Genomic DNA, 15081 nt, shown 5'->3' with positions numbered 1-15081 from the left:
GGGAGCTAATCACGTTTTCAGTCGACGACCCGGCGACGCCATCTGAGTCGGACCTGCGGCGGAGCCGGTCGATGTTCGGGCGGCTCTCAACCGTCTAAGGCGCTGACAGATCTTCCGGAGTAGTCGTGTGCCGCCAACCGCTCGTACCGGTCGCGGAGGTCGTAAAGCATCTGTACGCATGTGCCATAGGACGCCGCGAGCACTCTCCACGACGGCGTGATCTGCATCGAGGCGATACGGCGCTCGTCGAAGTCAGTGAGCTGTCTGAGGTCACTCAACATGCGCGTAGTCGTGGAGGAGCCATGAAGAAAAGCCGACGCGATCTTCCAGACCACGACCGGGGAGTTCGGAGCGTGTCCGTCAGCTGACCTACCAAGGGGAGGTGAGATGTCGACCAGAATGTCCGTCCATGACGGTATCCGCTTCAAGGCGATCTCACGAAGTTGCGGAACCGTGTCTTTCAGCTCGTTCAATCGCATCAAGGTGTGGTCCAGGGTGGACGAGGCCGCGTTCCGTCGCTCTCTGGTGAACGTCCTCGCGAACTCGCGCGCATCTTGATCGTGAGTGAACTCCAGGTTCAAAGACCGATGCACCCGCTTTGCTTTCACGTCCGGTCTAAGCAACCAGAGTCCAAGTGCGGCGCCCTCGCTCGCTTGGCGGATGAGCGCGTAATGCGCGAAGGGTCGCAGCACCGCGGCGGGGTTAGTCTCCGCGATGGTTAAATCGCGAAACGCTTCAAGGGCATCGCGTGCACGCGCCGCCGCCATCTGCACCTGGCTAGATATCGGCACGCGAGTGGTATGCCCATCCTCAACCGCCAACATGGAGCCAACCCGCGGTGCGGACAAGTCATCAAGTTGTTCGAACCGCATCAAGGACAGGTTGAAGACCGCAGAGGCGGCCTCCAGCTCGGCGTCGTTTTCCACGCTGTCATAGCGCGCAGAGGTAGGTGTCACGGCCTCATCGTATGCACCGTGCCGCCGCGCGGTAGGCGACCGGAAGCCCGCCTCGCGACGCGCATTTTTGGGCGCAGTGCGCGCGCCCGGGCGTGCTTGGGTGCCAGAAGAGATTTGCCGTCTGATCAGGTGTGTGTAAAGCGGAACGCCTTAGCGTGTAATCCGGGTTTGGGTGGCCTCCCAGGACCCCCGCTGCGACTGGGATCGTGGATAAAGTTAAAGGGCCACAGAACGACGAAGACCCCGGGGTTCATCCCCGGGGTCTTCGTCGTTTGCCGCACGAGAAGTCGTCCGCGTCGGAAAGTTATCCACAGTTTCCACCCCCTGTGAGCGAAGTTCTCCCCAGGACGTTCTCCGCCGCGATCACGGGGGCGGTCTCGCGGAATTACGCGGATGTAATTCCCCTCGACGCCCGGAATGACGGGCGCGTGAACCGCGTCGACGTGACGTCGGCGAGCTGTCCGCGCGGACTTCCCACAGGGTTATCCACATGAGTTTTTCGACTGTGCACAGAGTTGTCCACAGATTGGGGACGAAGAGCTCAACGGCGCGGACGGTCGAGTCGCGCCTGCATCGCGACGACGAGGAGCACCACCGCGGCGCCCCCCAGCGCGAGCAACGCCATCGGGACGGCATCCGGTCCCGCCGGCGTCGCCTGCCCGAACGCGTCCTGCCACGGCCAGAGGGCGCGGAGGGAGCCGAGCATGAGGCCCGTCATCAGCGCGAGCATGATCTCGCGGAACCGGGCGAGGAGCACCCGCAGCAGGTTCACGAACAGGCTGAGGCCCACCACCGCCCCGATGGCGAAGGCGAGGATGTACGGGACATCGCGTTCATTGACGGCGACGAGGGTCGTCTCGTACAGCCCGAAGACCAGCAGCAGGAACGCGCCCGACAACCCCGGCATCACGAGGGCGCAGACAGCGACCGCCGCGGCGAGGGCCACGAGCAGGAGGGGCGGATCGATCACCCGCGATGACGGCAGGCCCGTCACGAGGAAGGCTCCCGCTGCGGCGAAGCCGGCGAGCAGGGACAGCCGCCACGTCCACGACCGGCCGAGCAGGCGCACCGGTATGAGGAGGGATGCCGCGATCATCCCGCCGAACACGGCCCGTGTCGCCGTCGGGTGCTCCTCGACGAGGGGAGCGAGAACGCGCGCGCCCAGGACGACGGCGAGCACCATGCCGACGAGGACGGGAGCGACGACGCTCCAGCGCACCGCCGCGAGATGCGCCAGCGCGCGGCTGATGCCCCGCCCCCGAGGGAGGTCGCCGAGGGCGACGACGGCGCGCACCACGTGGCTCGCGGCCTCGATCAGGGTGGTGTAGACGCCGACGATGAGGGCGACCGTGCCCCCGCTCACCCCCGGGACGACTTCGACAGCCCCGATGAGGAGGCCTCGCCCGAGGTCGAGCGCGGGGCGGAGAGGGGGACGGCGGTCGGCAAGATGGTCGGCCATCCGCCCCACGCTATGCGAACAGCCGATCGCGCCTCGCGCGAACCAGACAATCAGCGCCGATGCAACCCACCCCGCGAAACGCTTTCCTGGGAGGAGGCTGTATGCAATGAGTCCCGCCGTGCGCGGGCTTCGGTTCTCACTCGCGAAAGGAACGACAACATGGGATTCTTCGGATTTCTCCTCCTCGGCCTCCTGGCCGGCGCCATCGCCAAGCTGATCCTCCCCGGGAAGCAGGGTGGCGGCTGGCTGATCACGCTGGTGCTCGGCGTCGTGGGCGCCCTGCTCGGCGGCTTCCTCGGTGGACTGCTGTTCAACGCCCCGCTTCAGGACTTCTTCTCGATCCAGACGTGGCTGCTGGCCATCGGCGGATCGATCATCGTGCTGCTGATCTACGGCCTCATCGTGGGGCGTCGCGCCGCGCGCTGATCACGTGACCCGAGGGCCCGGGGCGGGGAACCGCGTCCCGGGCCCTCGCGCGTCGTGACGGCGACGTCGATCCGGCGTCCGAGCACGCCGCCGTCTCAGCGGACGTGCGAACCGCGTGACGGGCGCGCTTTACTGATCAGGATGCCGACCAGACCCCGCCCCTCGTTCGTCATCGCGCTGCTGCTCGGTGCGGTCGCGGCCGCCGCCGCCATCTGGCCCCAGGGGATCGGCATCCATCGTCTCCCGCTCGTCGCCAACGCCATCTCCCTCCGGGCTCCACTGGCCATCGGCCTCGCCGTGGCGGCCCTCGCGTGCGCGGCGATCGCGGTGCGACGTCGTCGCTGGGGAGTTTCGGCGGCCCTCGCCCTCTCGCTCGTCGCGGCGGCGGTGGGTAACGGCGTCGCGCTCGCGGTGCGCGGCCCGGGCGCGGCCGTGCCCGACGGGGAGCTCACCGTCATGGCCTGGAACACCTACGGAGGATCCGTCTCGCCGGAGTGGATCGCGCGCGCCGTACGGGAGACGGGCGCGGACGTCGTGAGCCTGCCCGAGACGGATGCCTTCGCCGCGGCGGAGGTGGTCGGCATCCTGCAGGCGAGTGGAGTCTCGATGCGCCACGACACGGTGTGGGCGGCGGAGGGCGGCGAGACGATCCCCACCTCGATCCTCATCTCCGACACGCTCGGCGTCTACACGCGAGACGTCCCCGCGGGATCGACGCCCGGACTGCCGAGCGGCCTGTGGCGCCCGGTCGACGGCGGGGGACCGACGCTCGTCGCCGCGCATCCGATGCCTCCCCTGCCCGCAGTCCTGGATGAGTGGGACGCCGGGCTGGCCTGGATCGCCGATGCCTGCGCCGCCGCCGATGTGATCGTCGCGGGCGACCTCAACGCGACCGTCGACCACTTCGACGGCTACGGCGCCGCCGGAGGCGATCTGGGCGGATGCCGCGATGCCGCCGCCGCCGCCGGCTCGGCCGCTGTAGGAACGTGGCCCGTCCGGCTCCCGGCGCTGCTCGGCGCCCCCATCGACCACGTGCTCGTCGGCTCGGAATGGACGGTCGACGGGTTCTCCGTCATCGCGGGGTTCGATGGCGCCGGGAGCGACCACCGCCCGATCGTCGCGACGCTGTCCCGACGCTGACGCAGCGGCGTCCGCAGGGGACCGGTGTGGCCGCGCGGGGCCGCCCCCAAACTCCCGGCCCCGCGCGGATGAGCGGCGAAGCCACGCCGCTGTGAGCAGCATTCTGGCGCGTTCCCGCCGCCCGCGCGCACCATTCGTCGCGAACGCGGCGCGCGATTCCTCGCGAGGTGCGGAATCCGGCAGGGGGACCGGTCGCGATTTCATCCGTTCGGACTACGCGTCGCGACGATCGAGGCCGTTCCGGGCGCCCCAGAGCGCGAGCTGCGTCCGGTCATCGAGGTGGAGCTTGCGCAGGGCGGCCGCCGTCTGACTCCGTACGGTGTTGACAGAGACGGAGAGATGGCGCGCGATGTCGTCGTTGGAGGTCACGCCGCTGCTCAACAGCCCCACCACGCGCCGTTCGGCGGCGGTGAGCAACTCGAGCTGTGCGGGATCGGCCGGCGTCGGCCGTGCCTCGCGGAGCTCGCGCAGCAGCCGGGGGGCGACGAGTGGCGAGATCGTCGCCATGCCGGCCGCGGTGCCGCGGATGACAGGCAGCAGCTGGTCGCTGTCGTGTCCCTTCAGCAGATACCCGCTGGCACCGGCCTCGAGGGCATCGACGAGGAAGGAGTCGGACACCTCGCTGGTCAGCAGGACCACTCGGCAGCGATCGGCGCGCTCGGCGGTGATCCGACGGGTCGCCTCGATGCCGTCCATGCCGGGAATGTGCAGATCCATGAGCACGACGTCGACGCGCTCGGCTCGCGCCAGGACCACGGCATCCTGTCCGTTCGACGCCTCTCCGGCGACGCGGATCCCCCGAGCGTTCTCGAGCCGCAGGCGGATGCCGCGGCGGACGGTGCGGTTGTCGTCGACGATGAGGACGCTCACCTCGGGCTCGGCGGCTGTCACGGCGAAACCGCGTCGAAGGCGCCGACGGGAGCGCGCAGGGTGACCGACCATCCGCCGTCGTCGCGGGGACCGGCGGTGAGGGTGCCATGGATCAGGTCCACCCGCTCGGCCATGCCGGTCAGTCCCCATCCGAGACCCCCGGCATCCGGCGCCGTGCGGGGGACGAGGGCGGGGGCGTTCCGCACGGCGACATGCAGGGTGGCGGGGGACGCCTCGACATCGACTCGCGTCGCGGCTCCCGGGGCGTGCTTGCTCGCGTTCGTGAGCGCCTCCTGCACGACGCGGTACGCCGTCGTGGAGACCATCGCGGGGAGGTCGGCCATGGATCCGCGCACCTCGATCTCGATGCTCATGCCCCGCGCCGCCCAGAAGTCGCGCAGGCCGTCGAGGGAACGCAGGTCGAGGGTCGGTCCGACGCGCGAGCCGTTCTGGATGCGGAGGTCTCGCAGGGCGGCGTACAGGCTGGCCGACGCGAAGCGCCCCTCGGCCCGCATCTCGGCGATGAGCTCGGTCGCCTGCGCGGTGTCGAGGACGTCGATGTCGACGGCCGCATCGGCGAGGGAGAGCAATCCGGCGAGGTGCTGACCGGCCACGTCGTGGAGCTCTTGAGCGATGCGCGCGCGTTCGAGGGTGGTGACGCGCTCGATCTCGGCGGCATGGCGCTCGGCGGCGGCGGCGAGTTCGTCGCGCGTGCGTCGGAGGACGCGCATGCGCCGCGCCCACCAGATGCCCAGGGCTGCCGCGCCCGCGATCGGGGTGCCGAAGGCGAGGACGGCCTCGAGGACGAAGCTGCCCACGATGCCGAGGGGGACGCCCGTCGAAAGGGCCCACCCGAAGAGGGAGAGGCTCACCGCGGCGACCACCGTGACGGACCACCCGACGGCGACGAGCGGTCGCCTGCTCACGGCGAGGAGGAAGACGGCGACCGCCACCACGAGCGGGAGAGCGGTGAGCCAGCGGGGGATGGACAGGCCGACGACGAGAGCGACGTAGCAGGCCGCGGTGCCGATGACGGCGACCACCGGCGCGCGGGCGCTGAGGAAGAGGAACGCGCTCTGGGCCGCGCAGCCCAGGACGACGAGGGCGACGACGGCGGCCAAGGGAACGGGTCCGTCCCAGGGGAACTCGCCCTCCAGCAGCCCCGCGAGCGGGTTGGTCAGCGCCTGCACGGTGGTGACGAGGAAGACGATCGCGACGAAGACCGCCAGCGAGCGGGGACGCGTCAGGACGCGGGTGAGGTCGTCGTTCGTCGGCACCGCGTCACTCTAGCGTCGGCGGGAGGACGTAGACCACGTCCGCCCCATCGCGTTCGTGCTCGACGAAACCGATGCGCGCGAGCATGTCGTGAGCGGGCTCGTCGTCGACCGACACGCAGGCGTAGAGCGGCCTCTCGGCCTCCCGTACGGTCAGCTGGCGCAGGGCCTCCGTCGGCGCCTCGTCCCCGGCATCCGGTGTCACGGCGAGCAGGATCTCGCGGTCGCCGTCGACGTCCATCGCGGCGGCGACGCCGGAGAGCCGGCCGTCCTCCGAGACCGTGTACACCTCGACGTCGGGGCGGTCGACCCACTCGTCGAAGGAGGCCCGCCCCTCGAAGACACCGCGCGGCCAGGAGGACCTGCTGGCCGACACGGCGTCGAAGGCGGCATCCCGGTGGTCGTCGGTCAGGGCGCGCAGCTCGATGTGGGGCATGCCGTCACGGTAGTGCCGTGGCGCGGTGGGGAGTGAGACCTTGTGCCGTCAGGCGAAACCGTGCAGCGCGAGGAACGTCCAGCTGGCGCCGTTCGCGTCGCGCCTCGCGGTCTGTTCGCGGAGATGCCGGAACAGCGGTTCGCGGGTGTCGTCGTCGATGCTCTCCCACCCGTCCAGATTGCGGCGGAGCACGAGATCGGTCTGCTCGAAGGCCTTCCGGAAGACGACATTGCGCGATTCGGCCACCAGCTGCGAGTACAGGGCCATCATCGCCCCGACATACGTACGCGATGACGGGGCATCGCGGAGGGCGTCCAGGAGAGCGATCGTCTCGGCGATCTCCTCGTCGGTCGCGCGATCGAGGGCGACGTGCAGCACGCCGGCGATCGTGTGGGCGGCGTATTCGCGCATGTCCGTGCGGGCACGGTCGGTGAGGGAGGCCACACGCGTGTATCTGTTGGCGGCGACCTCGACGAGACCGATGCGTTCGAGGCGCTGGAGGGCCTCGCGGACGGGAGTGCGCGAGATGCCCATGAGTGCGGCGAGTTCGACGTCGCGCAGACGGTCGCCGGGCTGCAGGCGACCGTCGACGATGGCCTCGCCGAGAGAGCGGTACGCCGCGTCGACGAGGGCCGAAGCACGCCGCCGACCATCCATCAGCCGGATTTTACGACTCATCGCTAGCACAGAACATCGACATAACTGACTGATTCTTCGTTTTCGTGTCGCGCGCACGCTCGCGCGCCGGTAAAGTGATCGCCGTCACGCATCGCGTGGCATATCCGGGGGGATCCGTCGACGCCCGGGCTTCGAGCTCTGCTCAGCCCGGGCGTCGTATGGGCTCAGGACATTTCCCCCGTCATTCCGGCGAATTCCTCCGACCGCAACGTTTGTGTCACGGTGCCGTGCGCCGGAGGATCCCGGCCGTTACCGTGGGGGCACAGACCGGCGCGCTCGGCGTCGGCTCAAAGGGGAAAACGGCATCACGATGAGCACGCAGGGCACGGTCAAGTGGTTCAACTCGGAGAAGGGCTTCGGCTTCATCGCCCCCGATGACGGCGGACAGGACGTCTTCGCGCACTACAGCGCGATCCAGTCGGGCGGCTACCGCTCGCTCGAGGAGAACCAGCGCGTGGAGTTCGAGATCGCCCAGGGCCCCAAGGGCCTGCAGGCGGAGGACATCCGCCCGCTCTGACGCCGTCGGCTGCGGCCGATGCCGCCCCGCCCGCACGCTCCTTCGCGGTCGGGGCGATCAGCGTTCCTGGCGGACGAGCTCGACCCCGGCGGCCGCGAACTGCCGGATCGTGGCGTGGGGCAGGAACGCCCGCGTGAGCGCCGCCCCGATCCTCGTGAGGTCCGCCTCGTCGCGGTAGAGGAGATACATCGTCTCGTACCGCGGGTGGAACTTCTGCTTGAAGCGGTGGAGCGACGCGAACCCGTAAACGGGCTCGAGCATGTCGGACATGCGCGTCTGCAGATCGGCGATGGCCCCGGCATCCGGGGGATACTCGTGGGCCAGAGGAGCGCCCGACAGCGACATGACCTGCGCGCCCTCGGCCGAGAACTGCTGCGCCGACGACCCGATGAGGTACTCCATGACGGGGCCGAAGCCGCCGTCGCGCCGTCGCATGAGGTCGAGGGTCCATCCCCGCACCTCTCCCTCGCCGTAGACCGGTAGCCACGAGAGGAAGCCGTCGACGTCGCCGGCGGGGGAGACGGCGAGGGCCAGGCGCACCTCGGGGTCGGAGGCCTCGTGCAGGGTGCCGAGGGTGAAGCCCATCTCGGGCAGTCCCTTGTCGCCCACCCAGCTCTCGGAGATGGCCCGCAGCTGCTGACGCACGCCCCATGGTTCGTCGGCGAGGCGCGTGAGCCGGAAGGTCATGCCCTCGCGCTGCGCGCGGTTCAGCGACGTGCGCACCGCGCCCCAGGCCTTGCCGGTGAACTGCAGACCGGGCAGATCGACCACGGTGTCGTCGGCGACCACGATGCGGCGCCAGTCAGGGGGAACGGCGGCGCTCGTCGCCCCGCCGGCACTGAAGAAGCAGGGCGCCAGGCCGGCGGCCTCGGATCGCTCGATGAACCGTCGGACGGTGGCGGCGCGATCGGCGTCGGGACCGAGAGGGTCGCCCAGCGCCAGGGCGACCCCCGACCGGCGTTGGTAGGCGACGATGCCGCGGCCGAACCGGGCGTGCGACATGCCGTCCCACGTCGTCATCCACGACAGCGTTCCGCCACCGCTGGCACGCAGCTCGGTCTTCACGTCGTCGAGCGTCGGCGCCGGTGCGTCGCCGAGGGCGGCGCGCGGGCGGGCGCGGAACGCCCCGCGCACCAGCACGACGTATACGGATGCCACGACCCACAGCACCGACGACGCCAGCACGCTCGTGACGTCGGTGTCGATCTCGGCCTCGATACCGGACAGACCGACGGCGATCAGGAGGCCGATGACGGCGAGGACGAGCAGGACGTTGAGGAGGCAGTACACCAGGACCACGACCCAGGCCCACCGGCGACCGCGGCGCAGTGACGTGGCGACGACGAGCACGACCGCGGTGTTGATCGCGACGTCGATCCACGATCCGGAGGTCGCCGCCGAGCTGCCGAAGGGACCTGTCATCGGCGCGACGTAGCCGAGGATCTCGAAGGCGCCCAGGCCGCACACCACCACGAAGGCGATGAGCCGCTGTTCGCGCACGCTCACCCGCTGCGGCCGGAGCGAGCGGTCGACGGCGAGCACGAGGCTCACGGCGAGCACGTGCTCGAGGTCGGGGAGGGAGCCGTAGTAGACGAAGGTCACGGCCAGGATCGCGATGAACACGGTCCACGCACGCAACCGCCACGGTGACGGCAGAAGGGCGAGCGCCCCGGCGATGCACGCGAAGACGCCGCCGGAGGGGCCGACGTCGAGGGCGACGGCCTGCTGCTGCGCCCACGCCCACGGCAGCAGCGACGCGAGGGCGAGGAATCCCGCGGACGCCAGGACGGAGAAGAGCTGGCCTCCGGCGAAGAAGACCGCCGTGACGCGGCTACCCCGCCGGTACTCGAAGAACGCCATGATCGCCACGGCGGGCACGCCCGCGAGGTAGACCCAGGGCGCCGAGACGAAGAACGTCCCCGTGACCAGGGTCCACCACCGGCCCTCGGCGAACGCGGGGAGCCCGTAGGCGACATCGGCGTACATCGAGGATGCCGAGAACGGCGACCACAGGCCGCCTCCGATGACCCCGCAGAGGATGAGGACGGTGATCAGCCCGAGCGTGACCGGTACGCGCCGGGCGACGACCGAGAGGCGTCGGATGGGGGAGGAGTCCGCCATAGCGCTCACCATATTGCACGGTGCGGCGACGCTGCCTCAGTCGAGAGCGCCCGGAACGGCGTGCCACGCCGCGCGCGCGTTGGCCAAGGCCTCGGCGGCGTCGGTGGCGGCGCGGGCCGCAGCGAGCTCGCGCCGGGCTCGCGCGAGCTGCAGGCGGTCGGCGATGGGGGGGAGGTCGTCGCGCGCGTCCGCGGCGGCGAGGGCGGCTCGCGCGCACGCGAGCGTGCCGGGAAGAGCCGCGCGAGCGGCCTCGAGCCGCTGACGTGCGTTGACGGCAGCGCCGAGAGCGCGATCGCGCGTCTCGCGCACGCGCGCCACGGTAGCGATCGCCTCGCGCGGGCGGTGCACGGCAGCTGTGGCGGCGGTCTCGAGCTCGCGGGCGGCCGCCCGCAGCATCTCGTCGGCGGACGGAGTGCACTCCGCGGGTCGGGCGCTCGCGATCGCGATCGCTGCATCGAGCTCGTCGCGGGCGGCCGCGAGCTCGGCGTCGGCGTTCTCGGCCGCCTGCAGGGCCATGCGGTGCACGTCTTCGACGGCGCGCCCGTTCCGCTCGGCACGACGCAGCGCCGCGGTCGCGCGACGAAGGACGGAGGGTGTCGGGTCGGTCTCGGCGTCGCGCAGTGCCGCGTCGGCGTCGGAGATCGCCGAGGCCGCGGCGTCAGCGGCGCGCTGTGCGTCGATCCAGTCGGACGCATCGAAGCGTCGGCGCAGCGCCCCGAGCAGAGGATCCGGATCGCCCGTCGCCTCGAGGAGACCGTCGCGGCGCACCCGGGCGGCGTCGCGCAAGGCGGCGGGGAGTCGGCTGTCGGCCGCCCATTCGTCGAGGCGGCTCTGCAGGGCGTCGATCCGCGCGCGGCTCGTGTCGAGGTCCCGGCCAATCCGTCGGGCCTGGTCCCGCCGACGAGCGGGGACGGCGGAGCGGTCGTCCAGCGCCCACAGGTCGGTGAAGCCGCGGTCGCGGGCGCGGTGCGCGGCGGTGCGCCCGCGTCGCAGGTCGGTGGGTGCGTCGGGTGCGTCGAGGGCGTCGACCGCCTCGAAGGCCACGTCGAGGTCGTCGACGGCGTCGTCGAGGCGCCGTAGCGCCTCCGCCGCCTCCGCGACGGCCTCGTCGGCGGCCGCCCGCGCGCGCGGCGATCGGCGCGTCGCCCGCACGACGAGAGCGACCACCCCGACGACGACGAGCACCGCGACCAGGGCGACGACGAACGGCAGTGCCGCGCCGAGGTCAGGCACCGGCGGGGTCCTCCACCAGCAGCAGAGAGCGCAGCTGCGCGACGTCGTCGACGGCGGCCTGAGCACCGTCGGCCTCGTGGGGCCAGCTGAAGCCCCAGCGGACGAAGATCACCGGCACACCGGCATCCGCCCCGCCTTCGACGTCGTGATGCCGATCGCCGATCAGCACGGGGCGCGAGACGTCGGCCCCCGTGGCGGCGAGACGACGCAGGGCCTCGCGGACGATGTCGGCCTTGGAACTCAGGGTTCGTTCGTCGAGGGTCGCCCCCACGACGGCCTCGAGGTCGGGGGCCACGCCGAAGTGGTTCATGAGCGCCACGACCTGCACCTCGGGCTTGGAGCTCGCGGTCGACTGCGGCACTCCGGCCGCGTGCACATCGTGCAGGAGGTCGGCCACTCCGGGGTAGAGCTGCGCGCTGACCGTGTAGCCCTCGCTCTTGTTGAGCTCGCGGTAGAACACGACCGCCGCGGTTGCCTCCTCGGGGGTCATGCCGACGTTGGCCTGGAACGACTCGAACATCGGCGGGCCGATCCAGTGCGACAGCTCGCCGCGCGTGGGCGCCCGGTGGCCGAAGTGCTCGAGCGTGATGGCCAGACGGCGGAGGATCCCCTCCGATGCGTCGACGAGAGTGCCGTCGACGTCCCACAGGATGCAGGAGAAAGGAGAGCGAACGCGCATACGACCACGCTACCGGCGGAGCCGTGCGGGGTGGGTCTCAGCGTCGGGGCCGTCGCGGGGACGGAGCAGAGCGGTCCGCAGAAAGCCGGCCCCGGGCGTCGAGAAGGACGACCGGGCGACCTCAGAACAGCCGCGGAGCCCCCGACTGCACGCCCTTCATCTCGTCGTAGTCGAGGGTGAGGCACCGGATGCCGCGGTCGGTGGCGAGCACGCGAGCCTGGGGCTTGATCTCCTGCGCCGCGAACACGCCCGTCACCGGCGCCAGGAGCGGGTCGCGGTTGAGCAGCTCGAGATAGCGCGTGAGCTGCTCGACCCCGTCGATGTCGCCGCGGCGCTTGACCTCGATGGCGACCGTGCCGGGACCGTCGTCGTTGCGCAGCAGCAGGTCGACCGGGCCGATCGCGGTGGGATATTCGCGACGGACGAGGGTGAGGTTCTCGCCCACGACCGACACCTGTTCGGCCAGGAGGCGCTGCAGGTCGGCCTCGACGCCGTCTTTGATGAGCCCGGGGTCGACCCCGAGGTCGTGTGCCGTGTCGTGCACGATCTCGTGGATGCGGACGAGGAGGGCGTCACCGGTCTTCGCGTGCGTCACGCGCCACCGCTCGATCACGCCGTCCTCCACGTCGACCTCGTCGGGGTCTTCGCGCGTGAGGCTGCACGGCGGGCTCATCCAGTTCAGCGGCTTGTAGGAGCCGCCGTCGGAGTGCACCAGCAGGCTGCCGTCGTTCTTGTGCACGAGCAGGCGGGTGGCGAGGGGGAGATGCGCGTTGAGACGGCCGGTGTAATCGACGGAGCAACGGGCGATGACGAGACGCACCCGACGAGCCTAATCGCGCTCGCCGGTGTCCGCCCCGTCGGGCGTCAGCGGCGTGCGGCCTCGTCGACCTTCGCCTCGTCGACCACGAGCGGCTTCGCCGCGCCGGAGAAGAGCCCGGATGCCACGATCAGCCCGACCACGATCAACAGGGTGTTCAGCAGGCCGATGTGGTCGCCGATCCAGCCGAGGATGGGCGGGCCGCACAGGAATGCGACGTACCCGATGGTCGCTGCGGCCGCGACGCGGGAAGCGGCCTTGGCGGGGTCGTCCGCGGCGGCCGACATGCCGATCGGGAATCCCAGCGACGCGCCGAGGCCCCACAGTGCCGCGCCGACGAACACGAGCGGTCCGTACGGCGCGAGGATGAACAGCAGCAGACCCACGGCGGCGGTCGCCGCGAGCACGCGCAGCACGATCACGCGGCCGAGGCGATCGACGACCGGGCCGCCCGCGATGCGACCGACGGTCATCGCGACCGAGAACACCGCGAGCACGGCGGGACCCGCCTCTTCGGGGGCGCCGTGGCCGTAGACGACGGCGGAGGGCAGCCAGTCGTTCGCGCTGCCCTCGGCGAAGGCCATGCCGAGCATGATCACGCCGAGCGTGTAGGTGCGCGGTTCGCGCCACGCCTGGAGCGAGGTGGCGAGGCGATCACGCCAGTGCGCGCGCTCCTCGGCGGCGGGGGCGTCCATCGCGACCTCGGCCCGCGGCACGTTCGCCACGGAGACGAAGGCGACCACGAGGATGACGACACCCATCGCGACGCAGTGCGCGAGCACGGGGATCCCCGCGCTGACGGCGACGAATCCCAGGCCTGCGCCGATGACCGTGCCGAAGCTGAAGAACGCGTGCAGCAACGGCATGATGGTGCGGCCGGTCGCCTTCTCGAGGGCGGCCCCCTCGACGTTCATCATCACGTCGACCGCGCCGTTGCCGAAGCCGAAGAGGGCGAGGCCGACGAGGGCGACGCCGAAGACCTGCAGTGTGTCGGCGCCGAACCCGATGACGCCGAGTCCGACGCCGACGAGTACGAGCGCGACGAGCATTCCGGTGCGCGCACCGAGGCGTGCGATCACCGCGGGCGCGATGGAGAGGCCGATGATGGATGCCACGCCCATACCGAGCAGCAGCAGGCCGACCCCGGAGTTCTCGATGCCGAGCGACTCGCGGATGGCGGGGACCCGGGACGCCCAGGTCGAGATGCTCAGTCCGCTCGCCAAGAAGATGGCGCAGATCGCGATGTGCCAGCGCACGAGCTGGGAGCGGGTGAGAGAGGTGAGCATGCCGACACTGTACCGAATCGATTCGACATCGATCGAATCGATTCGGCAGCACCGTGCGTCGCGGGTACGATCGGGCCGTGAGCACCCGCCGCGCCACCATCAGCGACGTCGCCCGTGAGGCCGGCGTCTCCCCGTCGACCGCCTCGGTGGTCTTCAGCGGGAAGACGCCCACCTCCGAGGCGACCCGCGCACGCGTGCTCGCCGCCGCCGATGCGCTCGGTTACACGGGGCCCGATCCGCGCGCGGCCTCGCTGCGGCGCGGTCGCAGCGGGATCGTCGGCGTGGTGTTCGACACGCACCTGGGCACGGCGTTCCTCGACCCCGTCACGACGCACATGATGGACGGCCTGGCCGACGGCGTCTCGCGCCTCGGCGCTGCGCTGCTGCTCCTGCGCGACGACGGCGAGACCGTCAGCGAGCCCTCTCTGCACACCGCACCCATCGACGCGGCGGTTTTGATCGGGTGCAGCCCCCGCATGCGCGATTCCCTCGAGATCGTCCGGGGGCGTGGCATCCCGGTGGTGGTCGTCGAGGGCGACGCGGGCGAGGGTGTCCCGCAGGTGCTGCTCGACAACGCCGAGGCGCAGCGTGCCGCAGCCCAGCACGTCGCCGACCTCGGCCACCGCGACGTGGTCATCGTGACCCTCCCCATCGACACCTCGCGACGCCGCGGATGGGTGACGGCCGACGAGCCCGTCCGCGTCGACGTCACCGCCGACCGCCTGGCGGGTGCGCGCGAGGTGTTCCCCCGGGCGCCGGTGCTCGCCGCGGCGACGAGCTCGATCGACGAGGGGGCGATCGCGGGACGCACCATCTTCGGCGACCCGTCGCGCCGACCCACGGCCGTGATCGCGCAGAGCGATCTGCTCGCCGCCGGAGTCATCCGCGCGGCGGAAGAGGCCGGGCTGCGTGTTCCGCACGACGTCAGCGTCACCGGCTTCGACGGCGTGGTGGTCGACGGCCTCGCGCCTCACGTGCTCACGACCCTCGTGCAACCCGCGACCGCGAAGGGGCGGGCGGCGGGCGAGGCGGTGGCCGCGATGCTGGAGGACGACGAACCCTCCGGCCTCGACCTGACCTGTACGTTCCGCGTGGGGACGACGACGGCCCCACCGCCTACCACATGAGAACCCGTGGTCCACGGACTCTCATGCTCCGCTTAGAATAGGTTCGACACCCCGAGAGCCCG

15 protein-coding genes are annotated in these 15081 nt (G+C 71.0%); 4 read left to right on the top strand and 11 right to left on the bottom strand.

The genetic code is table 11. The features are described 5' to 3' along the window. Positions 1-86: 86 nt before the first annotated feature. Positions 87-956: a hypothetical protein gene (locus tag RWH45_RS06525; protein WP_315994070.1), complete on the bottom strand. Its 870-nt coding sequence runs from the start codon at positions 954-956 to the stop codon at positions 87-89. Between the two features lie 541 nt (positions 957-1497). Next, entirely contained in the window at positions 1498-2415 is a 918-nt protein-coding gene (locus RWH45_RS06520; RefSeq protein ID WP_315994069.1) for a DUF368 domain-containing protein, read from the bottom strand. A gap of 159 nt (positions 2416-2574) precedes the next feature. Here RWH45_RS06520 and RWH45_RS06515 point away from each other — a divergent pair, with 159 nt between their 5' ends. Together RWH45_RS06515 and RWH45_RS06510 are read left to right on the top strand one after the other, a co-directional pair. Beyond that, positions 2575-2841, top strand: coding sequence for a GlsB/YeaQ/YmgE family stress response membrane protein (locus RWH45_RS06515; RefSeq protein ID WP_315994068.1), 267 nt, complete (start codon positions 2575-2577; stop codon positions 2839-2841). A gap of 141 nt (positions 2842-2982) precedes the next feature. Beyond that, positions 2983-3981: an endonuclease/exonuclease/phosphatase family protein gene (locus RWH45_RS06510; protein WP_315994067.1), complete on the top strand. Its 999-nt coding sequence runs from the start codon at positions 2983-2985 to the stop codon at positions 3979-3981. A 213-nt stretch (positions 3982-4194) separates the two neighbouring features. Here RWH45_RS06510 and RWH45_RS06505 read toward each other — a convergent pair whose 3' ends face one another. The 4 genes from RWH45_RS06505 to RWH45_RS06490 are packed head-to-tail and all read right to left on the bottom strand — an operon-like array spanning position 4195 to position 7218. Next, positions 4195-4872, bottom strand: a complete 678-nt coding sequence (locus RWH45_RS06505) for a response regulator (protein WP_315994066.1) — start codon at positions 4870-4872, stop codon at positions 4195-4197. Next, positions 4869-6128: a sensor histidine kinase gene (locus tag RWH45_RS06500; RefSeq protein ID WP_315994065.1), complete on the bottom strand. Its 1260-nt coding sequence runs from the start codon at positions 6126-6128 to the stop codon at positions 4869-4871. Before RWH45_RS06500 ends, RWH45_RS06505 begins: the two co-directional genes overlap by 4 nt. 4 nt (positions 6129-6132) lie before the next feature. Next, positions 6133-6561, bottom strand: a complete 429-nt coding sequence (locus RWH45_RS06495) for a hypothetical protein (protein WP_315994064.1) — start codon at positions 6559-6561, stop codon at positions 6133-6135. Between the two features lie 48 nt (positions 6562-6609). Further along, positions 6610-7218, bottom strand: coding sequence for a GntR family transcriptional regulator (locus tag RWH45_RS06490; protein WP_315994063.1), 609 nt, complete (start codon positions 7216-7218; stop codon positions 6610-6612). A gap of 331 nt (positions 7219-7549) precedes the next feature. Here RWH45_RS06490 and RWH45_RS06485 point away from each other — a divergent pair, with 331 nt between their 5' ends. Then, on the top strand, positions 7550-7756 hold the full coding sequence (locus tag RWH45_RS06485; RefSeq protein WP_315994062.1) for a cold-shock protein: 207 nt from the start codon (positions 7550-7552) through the stop codon (positions 7754-7756). Positions 7757-7813: 57 nt separating this feature from the next. Here the strand turns inward: RWH45_RS06485 and RWH45_RS06480 are convergent, their stop codons facing one another. The 5 genes from RWH45_RS06480 to RWH45_RS06460 form a co-directional block, all read right to left on the bottom strand. Then, positions 7814-9877: a bifunctional lysylphosphatidylglycerol flippase/synthetase MprF gene (locus RWH45_RS06480; RefSeq protein WP_315994061.1), complete on the bottom strand. Its 2064-nt coding sequence runs from the start codon at positions 9875-9877 to the stop codon at positions 7814-7816. Between the two features lie 36 nt (positions 9878-9913). Next, positions 9914-11110: a hypothetical protein gene (locus RWH45_RS06475; protein ID WP_315994060.1), complete on the bottom strand. Its 1197-nt coding sequence runs from the start codon at positions 11108-11110 to the stop codon at positions 9914-9916. Then, a complete protein-coding gene (locus RWH45_RS06470) occupies positions 11103-11789 on the bottom strand; it encodes an HAD hydrolase-like protein (protein ID WP_315994059.1) in 687 nt (228 codons plus the stop codon). The genes RWH45_RS06475 and RWH45_RS06470 overlap by 8 nt, the downstream gene beginning before the upstream one ends. Positions 11790-11910: 121 nt before the next feature. Further along, positions 11911-12609, bottom strand: coding sequence for an endonuclease NucS (nucS, locus tag RWH45_RS06465; protein ID WP_076673136.1), 699 nt, complete (start codon positions 12607-12609; stop codon positions 11911-11913). A 44-nt stretch (positions 12610-12653) separates the two neighbouring features. After that, positions 12654-13892, bottom strand: coding sequence for an MFS transporter (locus tag RWH45_RS06460; RefSeq protein WP_315994058.1), 1239 nt, complete (start codon positions 13890-13892; stop codon positions 12654-12656). A gap of 77 nt (positions 13893-13969) precedes the next feature. On the opposite strand from RWH45_RS06460, the gene RWH45_RS06455 reads away from it, so the two are divergent. Further along, positions 13970-15019, top strand: coding sequence for a LacI family DNA-binding transcriptional regulator (locus RWH45_RS06455; protein ID WP_315994057.1), 1050 nt, complete (start codon positions 13970-13972; stop codon positions 15017-15019). Positions 15020-15081 lie beyond the last annotated feature (62 nt).

Origin of the sequence: Microbacterium galbum (assembly GCF_032464915.1) — a bacterium.
Taxonomy (GTDB): Bacteria; Actinomycetota; Actinomycetes; order Actinomycetales; family Microbacteriaceae; genus Microbacterium; species Microbacterium galbum.
Note: the sequence above shows the minus strand (reverse complement) of the source record. Positions and strands in the feature narration are given on the sequence as shown.